At 61.0% G+C, this 14123-nt stretch carries 12 protein-coding genes; 5 read left to right on the plus strand and 7 right to left on the minus strand.

Annotated features, from left to right (window positions below):
* Positions 1-11 precede the first annotated feature (11 nt).
* The 3 genes from LIY45_RS24430 to LIY45_RS24440 are packed head-to-tail and all read right to left on the minus strand — an operon-like array spanning position 12 to position 4112.
* Complete coding sequence (locus LIY45_RS24430; RefSeq protein WP_226477874.1) at positions 12-1430, minus strand: efflux transporter outer membrane subunit; 1419 nt, start codon at positions 1428-1430, stop codon at positions 12-14.
* Positions 1427-3007, minus strand: coding sequence for a DHA2 family efflux MFS transporter permease subunit (locus tag LIY45_RS24435; protein ID WP_201141962.1), 1581 nt, complete (start codon positions 3005-3007; stop codon positions 1427-1429). Before LIY45_RS24435 ends, LIY45_RS24430 begins: the two co-directional genes overlap by 4 nt.
* Positions 3000-4112, minus strand: coding sequence for an HlyD family secretion protein (locus LIY45_RS24440; protein WP_226477875.1), 1113 nt, complete (start codon positions 4110-4112; stop codon positions 3000-3002). Before LIY45_RS24440 ends, LIY45_RS24435 begins: the two co-directional genes overlap by 8 nt.
* 99 nt (positions 4113-4211) lie before the next feature.
* Here LIY45_RS24440 and LIY45_RS24445 point away from each other — a divergent pair, with 99 nt between their 5' ends.
* Positions 4212-4916 (plus strand): CerR family C-terminal domain-containing protein, encoded by a 705-nt coding sequence (locus tag LIY45_RS24445; protein WP_226477876.1) that lies wholly within the window; start codon positions 4212-4214, stop codon positions 4914-4916.
* Between the two features lie 2 nt (positions 4917-4918).
* Here the strand turns inward: LIY45_RS24445 and LIY45_RS24450 are convergent, their stop codons facing one another.
* The 3 genes from LIY45_RS24450 to LIY45_RS24460 form a co-directional block, all read right to left on the minus strand.
* On the minus strand, positions 4919-5539 hold the full coding sequence (locus tag LIY45_RS24450) for a LysE family translocator (protein ID WP_226477877.1): 621 nt from the start codon (positions 5537-5539) through the stop codon (positions 4919-4921).
* On the minus strand, positions 5523-6137 hold the full coding sequence (locus LIY45_RS24455) for a hypothetical protein (protein ID WP_226477878.1): 615 nt from the start codon (positions 6135-6137) through the stop codon (positions 5523-5525). The genes LIY45_RS24450 and LIY45_RS24455 overlap by 17 nt, the downstream gene beginning before the upstream one ends.
* A gap of 124 nt (positions 6138-6261) precedes the next feature.
* Entirely contained in the window at positions 6262-7893 is a 1632-nt protein-coding gene (locus tag LIY45_RS24460) for a diguanylate cyclase (RefSeq protein ID WP_226477879.1), read from the minus strand.
* 153 nt (positions 7894-8046) lie between these two features.
* Here LIY45_RS24460 and LIY45_RS24465 point away from each other — a divergent pair, with 153 nt between their 5' ends.
* The gene (locus tag LIY45_RS24465) at positions 8047-9084 is read left to right on the plus strand and encodes an alpha/beta fold hydrolase (protein ID WP_226477880.1); all 1038 of its coding nucleotides are present in this window, start codon (positions 8047-8049) and stop codon (positions 9082-9084) included.
* 242 nt (positions 9085-9326) lie between these two features.
* On the opposite strand, the gene LIY45_RS24470 is transcribed toward LIY45_RS24465, so the two are convergent.
* Complete coding sequence (locus LIY45_RS24470; RefSeq protein ID WP_226477881.1) at positions 9327-9827, minus strand: Lrp/AsnC family transcriptional regulator; 501 nt, start codon at positions 9825-9827, stop codon at positions 9327-9329.
* A 118-nt stretch (positions 9828-9945) separates the two neighbouring features.
* On the opposite strand from LIY45_RS24470, the gene LIY45_RS24475 reads away from it, so the two are divergent.
* The 3 genes from LIY45_RS24475 (at position 9946) to LIY45_RS24485 (ending at position 14081) form a co-directional block, all read left to right on the plus strand.
* Positions 9946-10980 carry a histone deacetylase family protein gene (locus tag LIY45_RS24475; protein ID WP_226477882.1) on the plus strand — a complete coding sequence of 345 codons (1035 nt, stop codon included), beginning with the start codon at positions 9946-9948 and terminating at the stop codon, positions 10978-10980.
* A gap of 77 nt (positions 10981-11057) precedes the next feature.
* Positions 11058-12467: an amino acid permease gene (locus tag LIY45_RS24480; RefSeq protein ID WP_226477883.1), complete on the plus strand. Its 1410-nt coding sequence runs from the start codon at positions 11058-11060 to the stop codon at positions 12465-12467.
* A 204-nt stretch (positions 12468-12671) separates the two neighbouring features.
* Positions 12672-14081 (plus strand): OprD family outer membrane porin, encoded by a 1410-nt coding sequence (locus tag LIY45_RS24485; protein ID WP_226477884.1) that lies wholly within the window; start codon positions 12672-12674, stop codon positions 14079-14081.
* The last annotated feature ends 42 nt before the right edge of the window (positions 14082-14123 follow it).

Genomic DNA, 14123 nt, shown 5'->3' on the forward strand with positions numbered 1-14123 from the left:
GTCCTGACGCGTTACAGAGTCCATCCCAACCCCAGCGCCTTGTGCAACGACGCAAAGTCCTTGAGCAACGCCGCATCCCCGGAAATCCGGCTTTCCTGCGCCTGGTACCGCGTACGTTCCGCATCCAGCCAGTCCAGCGTGCTCGCCGTGCCTGCTTTATAACGCTGGCGCGTCAGGTCCGCTGCCCGTACCGCCGAAGACTCCACATTACGCAGCAGCACCACGTTCTGCCGCTGGTTGCCATACCGGGCCAACGCCACATCCGCATCACGCAACGCACTCAACACCACGCTTTTGTAATGAGCGAGGGCCTCATCGCGCCCGGCTTCGGCGCCTTTGACACTGGCCGCCACCCGGCCGAAATCCAGTGCGTTCCAGGTCAAACGCGGCAACAGCAGCCAGGTGCCGCTGTCCTTGCGCGCCAGGTGCCCGGGATCGGCCGCCGAGAACGACAAGTCACCCATCAGGCTGAGCTTGGGAAACCAATCGGCGGTTTTCTCGCCGATTTGCGCGTTGCTGGAGGCCAGCTGGCGCTCGGCGACGCGGATGTCAGGCCGTGCTTTCAGGATGGCCGCCGGGTCGGCAAACGGCACCTGGCTCGGTATGGCGGGCAGGGCGTGGGGCGTGCTGAGCTGTGCGTCCAGCTCGCCCGGTTCCAGGCCGCAGAGCAGGTTCAGTTGATCCACGGCCTCGACAATCGATGCTTGCAGCGGCAGTCGCTGGGCCCGGGTGTTTTCTGCCTGGGTCAGTACCTGTTCCAGTTGCAACTGCGAGGCCACGCCACGGCTGCGCCGTTGCTGGGTCAGGTCCAGCGCCTGCTGCTCGATGTCGACGCTGGCGTCCACCAGGGCGAGGCGTGCCTGTTGGTCGCGCAGGTCGGCATAGGTCTGCACCACCTCGGCCGCCAACTGCACCTGGGCATCGGCCAGTTGCGCCTGCGAAGCATCGTTTTCCGCCTGGGCCGCCTCGATGGCACGCCGGGTGCCGCCAAACAGGTCGGCTTCCCAGCTGGCATCAAAGCCGGCGAGGTAAAGGCTCAATGGCCCGCGACCGCCGCCACTGCTGCCACCCAGCGCCGAGGTGTCGGGGGAGCGCAGCTTAAGCATCGCCGCATCGCCGGTGACCTTGGGCAGGGCGTTGGCATTGGCGCCGCTCAGGCTGGCCCGCGATTGCTTGAGCCGCGCCTGGGCGGTCGCCATGTCCGGGCTGTTTTGCAGGGCCTGGGCCACCAGTTGATTGAGTTGCGGATCGCCGAGGGCTTGCCACCATTGGGCGACACCCGGCGTACTCGACTCGCTGCCTGCGTGAGGCAAGCGCCCGGCCGCCAGGGTTTTTGGCGCGGCATCCGGCGCGCCGTGGTAGTCCGGCCCCACGGTACAGGCCGCCAGCAGGCCGACGGTGAAGAGCAGGGGAAGTGAGCGATAAATCATGTTCGTTGGCCTGCCTGCGCCGCGCGCTTTTTCAGGATGAAGATCAGGGGAAGGCACGCCAGCATGGCGAGTCCCAGCACGTAGAACGCGTCGTTATAGGCCATCACCGCCGCCTGTTGGGCGATGTCGTTGGCCAGGTGGCTGAGGGCTTGCAGCGAGGCGGTGGATGGGTCTCCGGTTTGCGCCAGGTAGCTGGCGGTGTTGCTCGCCATCTGGTCCTGGGTCAACTGGGTGTTGGCCTGGATGCCTTCGCGCAGCATGTCGTCATGAAAGTGGCTGCGTCGGTCCATCAATACGCCGAGCAGCGCCAGCCCCAAGGTGCCGCCGAGGTTGCGTGACATGTTGTAGAGCCCGGCGGCGTCGCCCGCATCGCGGGTTTCCACCGAGCGCATGGACAGTTGGCTGAGGGGCATCATCACCAGGATCTGCCCGAAGCCCCGCAGGATTTGCGACCAGTAAAAATCATGGCCGACGCTCTGGGCGGTGAGCTGGGTGTCGAGAAAACAGCTGGCCCAGTACATCAACAGACCCACGCCGACCATCATCCTGAGGTCCAGGCGGCCAAGCATTCTCGGCAGAATCGGCATCAGCAAAAACGCCGGAATCCCCGACAGCAGCATGATTGAACCTGACTGTTGTGCGTTGTAGCCGGACAAAATCCCGAGGAATTGCGGCACCAGATACGCCGTGCCATACAACCCGGCGCCGACCGCCGTGGCAATCAGCAGCACGCTGCCAAAGCTGCGGTTGAGCACCAGTTGCAGGCGCAGGATCGGCGTGCTCGAGCGGACTTGCCCGACGGCGATCAGGAAGAAACCGATCACCATCGTGATGCTCAACCCGATGATCAACTGCGAGTCGAACCAGTGTTCACGCTGGCCTTCTTCCAGCACCACGGTGAGTGAGCTCAAGCCCATGGCCAGGCCAATGATGCCCAGCCAGTCGGCCTTGATGAATTGCTGAAGGTTCATGCGCTCGCTGGGCAGGCCGGTGATCAGCAGGGTGATCAAGGTGATGCTGACAGGCAGGTTGATGAAGAAGCACCAGCGCCAGTTGATGTTTTCCGTGAGCCATCCGCCAATCACCGGGCCCAACAGTGGGCCGAGGATCACCGTCATCCCAAACATCGTGGTGCCGATTGCCAGTTGGTGAGCGGGCAGGCGCGTGCGCACGATGGTTTGTGCGGTCGGGATCATTGCACCGCCGGCAAAGCCCTGGCCGATACGCCCGGCAATCATCGCGCCGAGGCTCGACGACAGCCCGCAGAACATCGAGAAAAACGTGAACATCAACGCGGTGCCGATCAGGAATCGGCGCAGGCCGAATACCCGGGTCAGCCAGGCGGCGAGGGGGATCATGACGATTTCCGACATCAGGTAACCCGTGGCGATCCACGTGCCTTCCGTGCCGGTTGCGCCGATCTGGCCCTGGATTTGCGGGAGCGCCGAGTTGGTGATCGAGATGTCCAGGGTCGCCAGCAACGCGCCCAGCGAGCCAGCGGCGACCGCGATCCAGTCCGTCAGCGAGGCGTTGCGCGGTTTGTCCGCGGGCACCTCGGTCAAGATGGCTTCAGCCATGGTCGGCATCTGCCTTGCGGGTGCGAGTGTCTACTTCCACGGTGGCGGACAAGCCTGGCACCAGTGCCTGGCGAACGTCGTCATCCGGTATGTCCAGGGAAATCCGCACCGGCACCCGCTGCACGATCTTGGTGAAGTTGCCGGTGGCGTTCGACGGCGGCAGCAACGCGAATTGTGCGCCGGTGCCGGGGGAGAGGCTGTCGATATGGCCCTGGATGGCATGGCCGGGCAGTGCGTCCACATGCACGGTGACGGTCTGCCCGGCGCGCATCTCGCCGATCTGGGTTTCCTTGTAGTTCGCGGTGAGGTAGATCGCGCTGACCGGCACTACCGTGAGCAGGCGCGTGCCCGGCTGCACGTATTGGCCGACACGCACACCACGGTCAGCCACGCGACCGTCGAGGGGGCTGCGGATCACCGCGTCGTCCACATCCAGCTGGCTTTGCGCTTCACTGGCCTTGGCCACGCCCAGTTGCGCCTGGGCTTGCTTGAGCTGGGCTTCGAGGGTGCCATAGCGGGTTTGGCTGGAGCGCAACGCCGCCTGCTTGGCGGCCACGGTGCTACGGGCTTGGGCGAGTTGGTTATTGAGCTGCGCCAGGCGCTCTTCCGGCTCGGCACCGGAACGCGCCAAGGGTGCATAACGCGCGACTTCGGTTTGCGCGTGCTGGGCGTCGGCTTGGGCGCCTTGGAGTTGGGCGCGCGCCTCGGCGATGGTCGAGTCCTGCTGCACCAGGTCGGCCTGGGCCTTGGCAAAGTCGGCCTCGCGGGCGGCAATCGTCGCCGAGGCTTCGTCGCTCACCGCCTGGTATTTGCGGGCGTCCAGGCGCACCAGCACATCGCCGCGCTTCACGTTCTGGTTGTCGGCCACCAGCACTTCGGCGACGTAGCCGTTGATTTTGGGGGCGACGCTGATGCTGTCGGCTTGCAGGTAGGCGTCGTCGGTGGTCTCGATAAAGCGCCCGGTGAGCCACCACCAGGCGCCCCACGCCAGCCCGGCCAACAGCGCCACGCCGGCGAGTGTCAGCAGAATCCGTCGGGCTTTGCCGCGTTGGCCGTTGACAGTGGTATCAGGAATGACCTGAGAAGAGGGAAGTGCAGCAGACATCAAGTCACTCCGATTTTATATCAGTTGGAATAAATTCGTTTTTCCGCGAAAATTTGTCAACTGGTATATTTTGGTTACGTTAAAAAAATGGAGTGACCCATGGCACGACACAAACCGGCCGCCGAAGGGGGTTATCAGCGGGGTGAAGAAACCCGTGCACGTATTGTCGAGGCTGCCGTGGTGGTGTTTGGCGAGCGCGGCTACGACGGCGCATCCACCCGGGACATCGCGAATGCTGCCGGGGTCAATGCGCCGGCAATCCAGTACTACTTCGATGGCAAGGAAGGCGTGTACCTGGAATGCGTCGAACATTTGATCACGCTGTTATGGCGGAAAATGGCGCCCACTGTTGAAGCGGCGGAAAGCGCATTGGCGGAAGACGGCGCTAATGACCAAGGGTTGATCGAAGCCTCATTGGGCATCCTGGGCGCAGTGGTCTCAACGATCCAGGACAGTCCCCAGACCACTGCATGGCGGGCGTTTCTTGATCGTCATCAGGCCGGACTGTGCCCGGAAAGCGCGACCATGGCTTTCGAGGAGCGCTTCAAGGCGCGCATCGCCAACGTGATCCGCCTGCTGATCGCGCGCCTGGCCGGCCTTGCCGTTGACGACGAGCGTACGGTGATCCACTCCATGGCGCTGTTCACCCAGGGTCTGGCGTTTCGGGTGCAGAAACCCAAGCTGCTCTCCGCCTTGAACTGGACCGAAGTGAACCAGAAGGAAATGGAGTTGGTGCGGGAGGTGGTGCTGATGCAGGCGCGGTTCACCCTCGAAGGCCTGGTACGGCACCGGGACCAGCGCTGACTTCAACGCTTGCTGAACGCCAGCCGGGCCGCGAACAGCACAAAGATCATGCCGGTGGTGCGATCCATCCACTTGATCACCTTTTCGCGTCGCAGCACACCGGCCAAAGGCTGCGTGGCGCCAATCAGTATCAGTGCCCAGATCAGGCTGATCACCACGTGGATGCTCACCAGGCCGAACGTCCAGGCCACCAGGGAATGCCCCTGGGGAATGAACTGCGGCAGGAAAGACACGTAGAAAATCCCGATCTTGGGGTTGAGCACGTTGCCCATCATGCCCTTCAAAAACCAGTTGGCGCCGGGTTTCCCATCGGCCTCGACGGGTGCCAGCGAGCTGCGCGGGCGCAACAACATGTTCAAGCCCAGCCAGGCCAGGTAAGCGGCGCCGCAATACTTCAAGACGTTGAAGGCCACCTCGGACACGGCAATCAACGCGCCCAGCCCAAAGGCCACCGCGGCACCCCATAACAAACAGCCGGCGTTGATGCCCAGGGTGGCGCGCAGCGCTTGTTGCTTGCCCTCGACCGTGGCGGTGCGCAACACCAGGGCCGTGTCCAGCCCTGGGGTCAGCGTCAGCAGTGTGGCGGCGAAGGTAAAGGCCAGCAGGTTATCGGTGATGGACATGGTTATTTACCTGAAAACAGAAATTCTCAAGACTGGCCTTGATACCGGCAACACGCGCCAGCTCGATGGTTGCCTCGACCTGTTCAGCATCGATGATAAAACCCTGGAAATCGTCATCTCCCGAGTCCAGGTGAACGTAACGCTTGCCGAACCGAGCCAGCCATTGGTCGAAACGACCCAGCACCTCGGCCATTGATGACCTGCCGTCATGCACGTAGACGTAAGGTTCTTGCACGCCGCTGGCGCTTGCCAGGTAGGGCGCGAGGTATTCAAAACTGTCATACCCACGCCAATCGACCGCCAGCAGCGTCAGGTAGTCGAGTTTCTGTCCGCGGGTGTCTTCAAGCAAACCCAACGACAGTGCAGTGGCTGCGTCTTGCCGGACGGAGTACTGGCGCAGCACCCGCCTGACCAGCCTGGCGCTTTCCTCTTCCGGCGTACGGGCCAGCAGCGTTTGGGTCAGCGTCTTGAGCGCCTGCTTCTGCTGCGGGAATTCGGGAGGGCGCATCTCTCGCATGATGGCGGCATGGCTGGCGTTGGTTTCCTCGGGCGGCGGCATGGTAAAGCGCCCGCCAAACAGACGATCCCAAATGCCCATGCTTGCCTCCCTGGATACGTTGTGTTCATCGTTCGTGGGGCAGGTTACGGTCATGGGCGCGCGGCTGTCGATATTTAATCAAGAGCGTGTGGCTTTCTGGAAGGGCTCATGACGCACTACACCGTCACGCCACGCGATTACGCCCCGACGACTTGGCCCGATACAGCTGCTGATCCGCACGCTTGATCAACACTGTGGTGTCGCTGTCCGAAGCTTCAACGAGCCCCACGCCAATACTCACCGTGACCTGTCCAACGGTCTCGAAATACGCTCCGGCAATTGCCGCGCGAATCTTCTCGGCCACCACGTCCGGGCTGTCCGGCGCTTCGATTTCCGGCAGCAGCACCGCAAACTCTTCACCGCCGTAACGGGCGACGAAGTCGGTGGCGCGGGTGGCGTCCTGAATCAACTGCGCGAGCTGGCGCAGTACATCGTCCCCGACGGCATGCCCGTGGGTATCGTTGACTCGCTTGAAATGATCAACGTCAATCAGCAGCAACGCAAACGCGCGCCCGCTGCGCTGGAACAGGAGGCTGTACTCCGCCAGTTTTTCATCGAAACGCCGACGGTTGTAGACACCGGTCAGGGCGTCATGGCTGGCCAGGTTCAACAGCTCGGCATTGGCCTGGGTGAGGGCGGCAGTGCGCTGGGCGACGGTGGCTTCCAGGGACGCATTGGTGTCCTGCAGCTCGCGCTCCTTGCCAAGCAGCGATTGGGTCATGCCCTTGATGGAACGTCCGAGCTGGGCGATCTCCCACACGAAATGGTCCTGGGGGAAGTAGGCGCCGGGTTGTTGGTCCTGGACCTGTTTGGCCGAGCGCGCCAACTCCTCGATGGGCCGGCTGAGGTACGACGCCAGGTAATACGCCACGAAGCCGAACGCCACGGCGGCGATCACGCCCAACAGCAGCAGCTTGTAGAGCAGCACGCGCGCAGGGTGCAGGGCGATTTCCAGCGGCTGGCGCATCGCGATGTACCAGGTCAGGTTGGAATTCGACGGGCTGGGCACCGCCACGGCGCTGGTCACGTAGCCATTGTCGACCGACCAGCCGGTGGCATTGGTCAGGCGGTCCTGGGGCAGTTGCTGGCCGGCCAGTTGTTCCGGGTAGAGCACCTTGCCGTCGTTGTCGATGATCAGCGCCTCGATATCCGGCGCACTGCCTTTGGCCGCTTCGACAATTTGCGTTACCCACGTCCAATGGGCATGAGCCCCCAATACGCCGATCACCTGGCCCCCGGCGTTGCGAATCGGTGCGGCAAAATCGATGAAGCGCCAAGGCTCACCGTTGGACCCCGGCAGCAGCTTGGCAAGCAGTACCGCCTCGTGGGGATCGCCGGTGTAGTTACCCTGCAAACCGGCCTGGAACCAGGGGCGTGCGGTTACGGATTGGTTGACCAGTAGCCCGTTCACCGCCTGGCGCACACGCCCGTCGGTGTCGGCTACACCCATCCACGCGTACTCGGCGCGGGACTGGGTGCGTTGCTCCATGGAGGTCAGGATATCCGGATCGTCCAGGTTGCCCCGACTGAACAGCGGCGCCCGGCTGAGCAGTGACACCTCAAGCTGGCGTTCACGCAGTTGCACCGCCAATAGCGCGGCGGTAGAGCGGGCGGTGCTTAACAATGCATTACCACTGGCGAGTTTCAGTTGCTCAGTGGCGATGTGCCCAACGTAGAACCCTACGCTCACCAGGGTGAGCAGCGACAACCCGGCAAACCAGAGGGTCAGGTGAGTGCGCAGGCTGGCTTTGATCATTGGGGGCTATCTGAAAGGAGTGTGATTACATGGTAGTCATACCATTCGGATAGTTGCCATAGCCTGATGGTTTATAGGCGCCTTGATCTCACGCCTGCTTTCCCATCACGGCCATGCCAGAATATGGCGCTTAGCCACTTAGGGAACTCAAGGATGAAAACGCTGTGTGTTGCTCTGTTGTTGATGGTTGCGTCCGGGCTGGCTCAGGCCCGTGACGTGCAGATAGGCTTCCAGGAAATAGTGATTCCCGACCCGGAACATGGCAGGCCGTTGCAGGTGGCGGTGTGGTACCCGACCCATGCTTCCGGCACACCAGAACTGATTGCTGACAATCCGGTGTTTGTCGGCGCGCCGGCCTTGAAGGACGCCGCGCCGGCCGCCGGCGAGCATCCGTTGGTGGTGATCTCCCACGGCATCTTTGGCAACTGGATCAACCAGTCCTGGCTCGCCAGTGCGTTGGCCGGGCAGGGTTACATCGTCGCTTCACCCAACCACCCCGGTACCACCAGCAAGGACCGCACCCAACCCGCGGCCTCCGAACTATGGAAACGTCCCCTTGATATCCATCGGGTGATTGATGCCGTGATCGCACAGCCAAAACGCTTTGGCGTGGTGGCCGAGCACAAGATCGCTGTGGTGGGGCATTCACTCGGCGGCTGGACCGCGGTGGAAGTTGGCGGCGCACGCTTCGACCCACAGCGCTTTACCGAGGACTGCAAGGTGCATTCCGAGATTGCCCCTTGCAAAGCGTACGACCTGATCGAGGTGGGTCGCACGGAGCAGGCCAAACAGCACCTGGCCGAGGACTTGAGCGACAAGCGCGTGGCCGCCATCGTTTCCCTGGACCTGGGCTTCGCCCGTGGCTTCAGCGATGAAAGCCTGGCGGCGCTGAACCGGCCCACGCTGGTGATTGCGGCGGGCACGCCGTCCCCGGAATTGCCTGCAGCGCTGGAGTCGGCCGACTTGGCCACGCGTTTGCCGCAAGCCACGTCGCGCTACGTGGAAATCAGCGATGCCACGCACTTCAGCTTCCTGCCCCTCTGCAAGCCGGGCGCGGTGGAGCGGATTGAACAGAGCGACCCCGGCGAAGGCTTTATCTGCCTGGATGCCAAGGGGGCTCGTCCCAAGCCGCAGATTCAGCAGCAGATACTCAGCTTGATCAGTGAGTTCCTGCAGCAGTCCCTGCGCTAGTCGTCCGATATATTCGGACAACACACTACCTGTGGCGAGGGGGCTTGCCCCCCGGCAATCCGCCAAACGCCACTGATCTATCAGAAAACCACCAACCCGTGGCGAGGGAGCTTGCTCCCGCTGGGGTGCGAAGCGCCCCCAAAAACAGGACTGCTACGCAGCCCAACGGGGGACAAGCCCCCTCGCCACCGTCTAGCTAGCCGAGTCGTGGGATAGAAAACAAAAACTGATTTCCCACTGGATCACTTCCCCACCCGCCCCGGAATCGCCACCCGACTCGTCGCCTTCACCTCCCTTAACGCCAAACTCGACTGAATCGACGCAATCCCCAACTGCCGCCGCAACACGCTCTCCACAAAATCGCTGTACGCATCCAGATCCTCCGCCAACACCTGCAACAGATAATCCGCATCCCCGGTAATCTTGTGGCACGCCTGCACCTGCGGCAGGTCCTTGATCACCGCCTCGAAATCTTCCGGCGTATGGTCGGAATGCACCGCAAACCGCACGTGCACAAACGCCATGATTTCCAGGCCCAACATCTTGCGATCGAGGTTGGCCTGGTAGTCCTTGATCACGCCTTCTTCCTCCAGCCGCTTACGCCGTCTCCAGCACGGCGTGAGGCTCAGTGACAGGCGCTCGCTGAGTTCGGCGTTGGAGATACTCGCGTCTTCCTGCAGCAAAGCGAGGATGGCGAGATCGGTGTCGTCAAGTGCGACCTGTTTGGTTTTATTTTTCTTCATGGCGGCTCATTGGGGTAAAAATACCCGATTACGCTAGCATCGGCGCATATAAAAGCAAAGAAAGCCCACCGTAGCCAGAACAAAATAATCACCTGTCTTTCACGGGTGGATGTCTTTCATGTTGACTGTTTTTAGTGATTCTCATCGTTTGCACCATGGCACCGAACTCAAGGATGGCGTGCTCAAGCCGTCCTTCGAACAACCCAGCCGCGCCGACACGGTGCGTGACCGGGTCAAGCACGTGGGCCTGGGCGATATCATCGTCCCGCGCAAGTTTGACCGGGCCTGTTACGTCAACGCCCACAGTGAACGCTACGTGTCTTTCCTGGAAACCGCCTGGGCTGAATGGACCGCCATCGGCCGTGCCCACGACGCCTTGCCGCTGGTGTGGCCGGTGCGTGACCTGGCTAATGAGCAGGTGCCGGAATTCATCGACGGCAAGCTCGGCTTCTTCGCGATGGATGCCGGTTCACCCATCACCAGTACCACCTGGGAAGCGGTGAAGACCAGCGCCGATATCGCGCTCACCGGTCTGGCGTTGATCGATGAAGGCCACAACAGTGCCTTCGCCCTGTGCCGTCCACCGGGCCACCATGCGGCGCGGGAATACATGGGCGGTTATTGCTACCTGAATAACGCGGCCATCGCAGCGCAGCAGGCGATCACTCAAGGCGCCAAGCGTGTTGCGGTGCTGGACGTGGATTTCCACCACGGCAACGGCACGCAGAACATTTTCTACGACCGTAGCGACGTGATGTTCGTCTCGCTGCACGGCGAACCGTCGGTGTCGTATCCCTACTATTCGGGCTTCAGTACCGAGCGCGGCGCAGGGGCGGGCGAGGGGTTCAACCTCAACTATCCGCTGGCAAAAAACACCGGTTGGAGCACCTATAGAGATGCGCTGCTCGACGCCTGCATTCAACTGCGAAAGTTCTCACCTGAAGTGTTGGTGATCTCACTCGGCGTCGACACGTTCAAGGACGATCCCATCAGCCATTTCCTCCTCGAAAGCCGCGACTTCCTGGGCATCGGCGAGATCATCGCCAGCGTCGGCGTGCCCACCCTGTTTGTGATGGAAGGCGGCTACATGGTCGATGAAATCGGCATCAATGCCGTCAACGTGCTGCATGGTTTCGAGAACAAACGCGCCTGATCCCGACCCCATTCCAACAATAAAAACCGCCTGACTTTTTTCTGCCAAAACTCAAAAACATAACAAGAGGTTTTGTGATGAAAACAACCGCGCCCGGGCTGATTGAAAAGCCCGCTTTGCAACGCACCCTCAACAACCGGCATATCCAGTTGATGGCCATGGGCGGTGCGATTGGCACCGGCCTGTTCATGGGCTCGGGCAAGATCATTGCGCTGTCCGGCACCTCGATCATCCTGATCTACATGATCATCGGGCTGTTTGTGTATTTCGTGATGCGCGCCATGGGCGAGCTGCTGTTATCCAACCTCAACTTCAAAAGCTTCGCCGACTTTGCCGGTGCGTACCTGGGGCCGCGTGCGGCGTTTTTTCTGGGCTGGTCGTACTGGCTGAGCTGGAGCGTAGCGGTGGTGGGGGATGCGGTGGTGGTCGGGGGCTTTTTCCAGTATTGGTTCCCGGACGTGCCGGCCTGGATCCCGGCGATAGCGATGTTGCTGACCCTGTTTGCCTTGAATGTGCTGACGGTGAGGTTATTCGGTGAGGTGGAATTCTGGTTTGCGATCATCAAGATCATCGCCGTGGTGACCTTGATCAGCGTGAGCGTGGTATTGATCGCCAGCTCGTTTGTGTCACCCACCGGTGTCACGGCTTCCCTGAACCATTTGCTGGATAAACAGGCGGCGTTTCCCAATGGCTTGTTCGGGTTTTTTGCCGGATTCCAGATGGCGATCTTTTCGTTTGCCGGCACTGAGTTGATTGGCACGGCGGCGGCGGAAACCCGCTCGCCGGAGAAGACGCTGCCCAAGGCGATCAACTCGATTCCGCTGCGCATCATCCTGTTCTACGTACTGGCCCTGGCGTGCATCATTGCGGTGACGTCCTGGGAGCAGGTGTCGCCGAGCAAGAGCCCGTTTGTTGAGCTGTTTCTGGTGGCCGGGTTTCCCGCCGCTGCGGGGATTGTGAACTTCGTGGTGCTGACGTCAGCGGCTTCGTCGGCCAACAGTGGGGTATTTTCGGCCAGTCGCATGTTGTTTGGTCTGGCGGATCTGGGGGACGCACCGGGGATATTCCGACGGCTATCAAAAAGCAGCGTGCCATTTATCAGCCTGGCGTTTACCACCTTCCTGATGCTGCTTGGCTTGTTGCTGCTGTTTATAGTCCCGGAAGTGATGACGGCGTTTACCATCGTCTCCACCGTCTCGGCGATTCTGGTGATCTTTACCTGGTCGACTATCCTGGCGTCCTACATTGCCTATCGGAAAAAGTGCCCGGAGCTACATGAAAAATCCCTCTACAAAATGCCCGGTGGCGTGCCGTTGGCGTGGATTTCACTTGGCTTCCTGGCGTTCGTACTTTGCTTACTGGCACTTCGCCCAGACACTCGCCTGGCACTTTGCGTGATGCCTGCCTGGTTTATGTGGCTGGCGGTTGCCTACCAATTCTCGCATTTTCGCCACCGACTCCAGCCTGATCAGCACACCGCACGTTAGCGGTCGTCATACAACTCAACGGCATTCAACCCTCGGAAAAGGCCGGCTTTTACGGCCTTTTCATGACGGTTTTTTCATTCCAACATGACAAAGATTTCACAATCTGCGCCATAGACCCCATGCCACAATCCGCAGCGTTTGCAGGGCCGCAACGGTATTCGCTCGAAGGACAGTAAAAAAATAATGTTCACAGGGGCGCAGTAAATGAAACTCTCTACATTAGCGTTGGCCATCACGGCGGCTGTCCTTGCACAACAAGCCAGCGCAGATGGTTTTGGTCTTGGCTCACTCGGCACGGGTGACGGCCATAGCGGCTTCCTCGAAGACAGTCATTCGTCGATCAGTTCGCGCACCATGTACTACAACGCCGACGTTCACTCCGGCACCGCGAACGACCTGCGTGAAGCGGCTCAAGTACTGCGTTTCGACTACAAATCCGGCTACACCCAAGGCACCGTCGGCGTAGGTTTTGACGTGATGGCGTTCGGCGCCTTGCGCCTGGACGGTGGCGATGGCCACGCAGCGGGCAACGGCCTGTCGGGTAACGGCAACAGCTTCTTCCCGGTGAAGAACAACGGCACCGAGCCTGCTGACAGCTTCGGTCGTGCCGCCGGCAACGTTAAGTTCCGTATTTCCCAGACTGAATTGCACGTGGGCGGTGGCTTGGCCCCGATCCTGCCGATCCTGGTCTCCAACGATAGCCGCGCAGCACCGCAAACGTTCGACGGCGGTATCCTGACCTCCAAGGACATCCCTAATGTCACCTTCACGGGCGGCGAGCTGAACAAGGCTGAAGGTCGTGCATCGAGTAACTCCACAGGCTTGAGCGTTGCCGGTGCCACTCGCGACAGCGACAGCTTCCGTTTTGGCGGCGTTGACTACCAGCCGTTTGGTTCTTCTGACAACGTCATCGCTAAAAACCTGACGTTGCAGTACTACTACGCCAACCTGGAAGACTTCTACAAACAGAATTATTTCGGCCTGGTGCACGTGCTGCCGTTGGGCAATGACCAATCGTTCAAGACCGACCTGCGCTATTTCGACAGCACCAGCGACGGTAAAAACGGTTCGGCCGGCTATGCGTTCAACAACAACGGCGGCTATGCCAAGCACGCCGGTGAAGTCGACAACAAAACCTACAGTGCTGCATTCACCTACCAGCTGGGTGGCAGTCAGTTGATGCTCGGCCACATTGGCGTGAGCGATGACGGCGGCTTCGTCTGGGTCAACCAGGGCAGCATCGCCGACCCTAATGCACAAGGCGCGGCCGGCTCTGACTTCTACCTGTTTACGGACGCTGTGGTTGGCCAGTTCTCCCGCGCGGGCGAGCAAGTCAATTTCGGCCAGTACCTGTATGACTTCAGAACCCTGGTGCCGGGCCTGAAAGCTTCCATTGCCTACCTCAACGGCAGCGACATCAAGGCCAAGGTTGCCGGTGGCAGCGATCAGTCGGAACGCGAAACCGATTTCCGTCTGGATTACGTCGTGCAAGCAGGCCCGCTGAAAGGCTTCGGTACCACCTTCCGTACCGGTAGCTACCACGGCCACAACACCGGCACTGCCGACCAGGACCAGACCCGCCTGATCTTCAACTACACCTACGCGCTGTTTTGATCAGTCGCCGGTAACTGCTTTAAATGAAGGCCGCCTACGGGC

The sequence above is a fragment of the Pseudomonas sp. MWU16-30323 genome (assembly GCF_020515595.1).
In the GTDB taxonomy this organism is placed as follows: Bacteria; Pseudomonadota; Gammaproteobacteria; order Pseudomonadales; family Pseudomonadaceae; genus Aquipseudomonas; species Aquipseudomonas yamanorum.

What these genes read in the sequence shown, in the direction of transcription:
- LIY45_RS24430 (WP_226477874.1), bottom strand. Translation starts at nt 1,430, where the DNA reads ATGATTTATCGCTCACTTCCCCTGCTCTTCACCGTCGGCCTGCTGGCG.
- LIY45_RS24435 (WP_201141962.1), bottom strand. Translation starts at nt 3,007, where the DNA reads ATGGCTGAAGCCATCTTGACCGAGGTGCCCGCGGACAAACCGCGCAAC.
- LIY45_RS24440 (WP_226477875.1), bottom strand. Translation starts at nt 4,112, where the DNA reads ATGTCTGCTGCACTTCCCTCTTCTCAGGTCATTCCTGATACCACTGTC.
- LIY45_RS24445 (WP_226477876.1), top strand. Translation starts at nt 4,212, where the DNA reads ATGGCACGACACAAACCGGCCGCCGAAGGGGGTTATCAGCGGGGTGAA.
- LIY45_RS24450 (WP_226477877.1), bottom strand. Translation starts at nt 5,539, where the DNA reads ATGTCCATCACCGATAACCTGCTGGCCTTTACCTTCGCCGCCACACTG.
- LIY45_RS24455 (WP_226477878.1), bottom strand. Translation starts at nt 6,137, where the DNA reads ATGGGCATTTGGGATCGTCTGTTTGGCGGGCGCTTTACCATGCCGCCG.
- LIY45_RS24460 (WP_226477879.1), bottom strand. Translation starts at nt 7,893, where the DNA reads ATGATCAAAGCCAGCCTGCGCACTCACCTGACCCTCTGGTTTGCCGGG.
- LIY45_RS24465 (WP_226477880.1), top strand. Translation starts at nt 8,047, where the DNA reads ATGAAAACGCTGTGTGTTGCTCTGTTGTTGATGGTTGCGTCCGGGCTG.
- LIY45_RS24470 (WP_226477881.1), bottom strand. Translation starts at nt 9,827, where the DNA reads ATGAAGAAAAATAAAACCAAACAGGTCGCACTTGACGACACCGATCTC.
- LIY45_RS24475 (WP_226477882.1), top strand. Translation starts at nt 9,946, where the DNA reads ATGTTGACTGTTTTTAGTGATTCTCATCGTTTGCACCATGGCACCGAA.
- LIY45_RS24480 (WP_226477883.1), top strand. Translation starts at nt 11,058, where the DNA reads ATGAAAACAACCGCGCCCGGGCTGATTGAAAAGCCCGCTTTGCAACGC.
- LIY45_RS24485 (WP_226477884.1), top strand. Translation starts at nt 12,672, where the DNA reads ATGAAACTCTCTACATTAGCGTTGGCCATCACGGCGGCTGTCCTTGCA.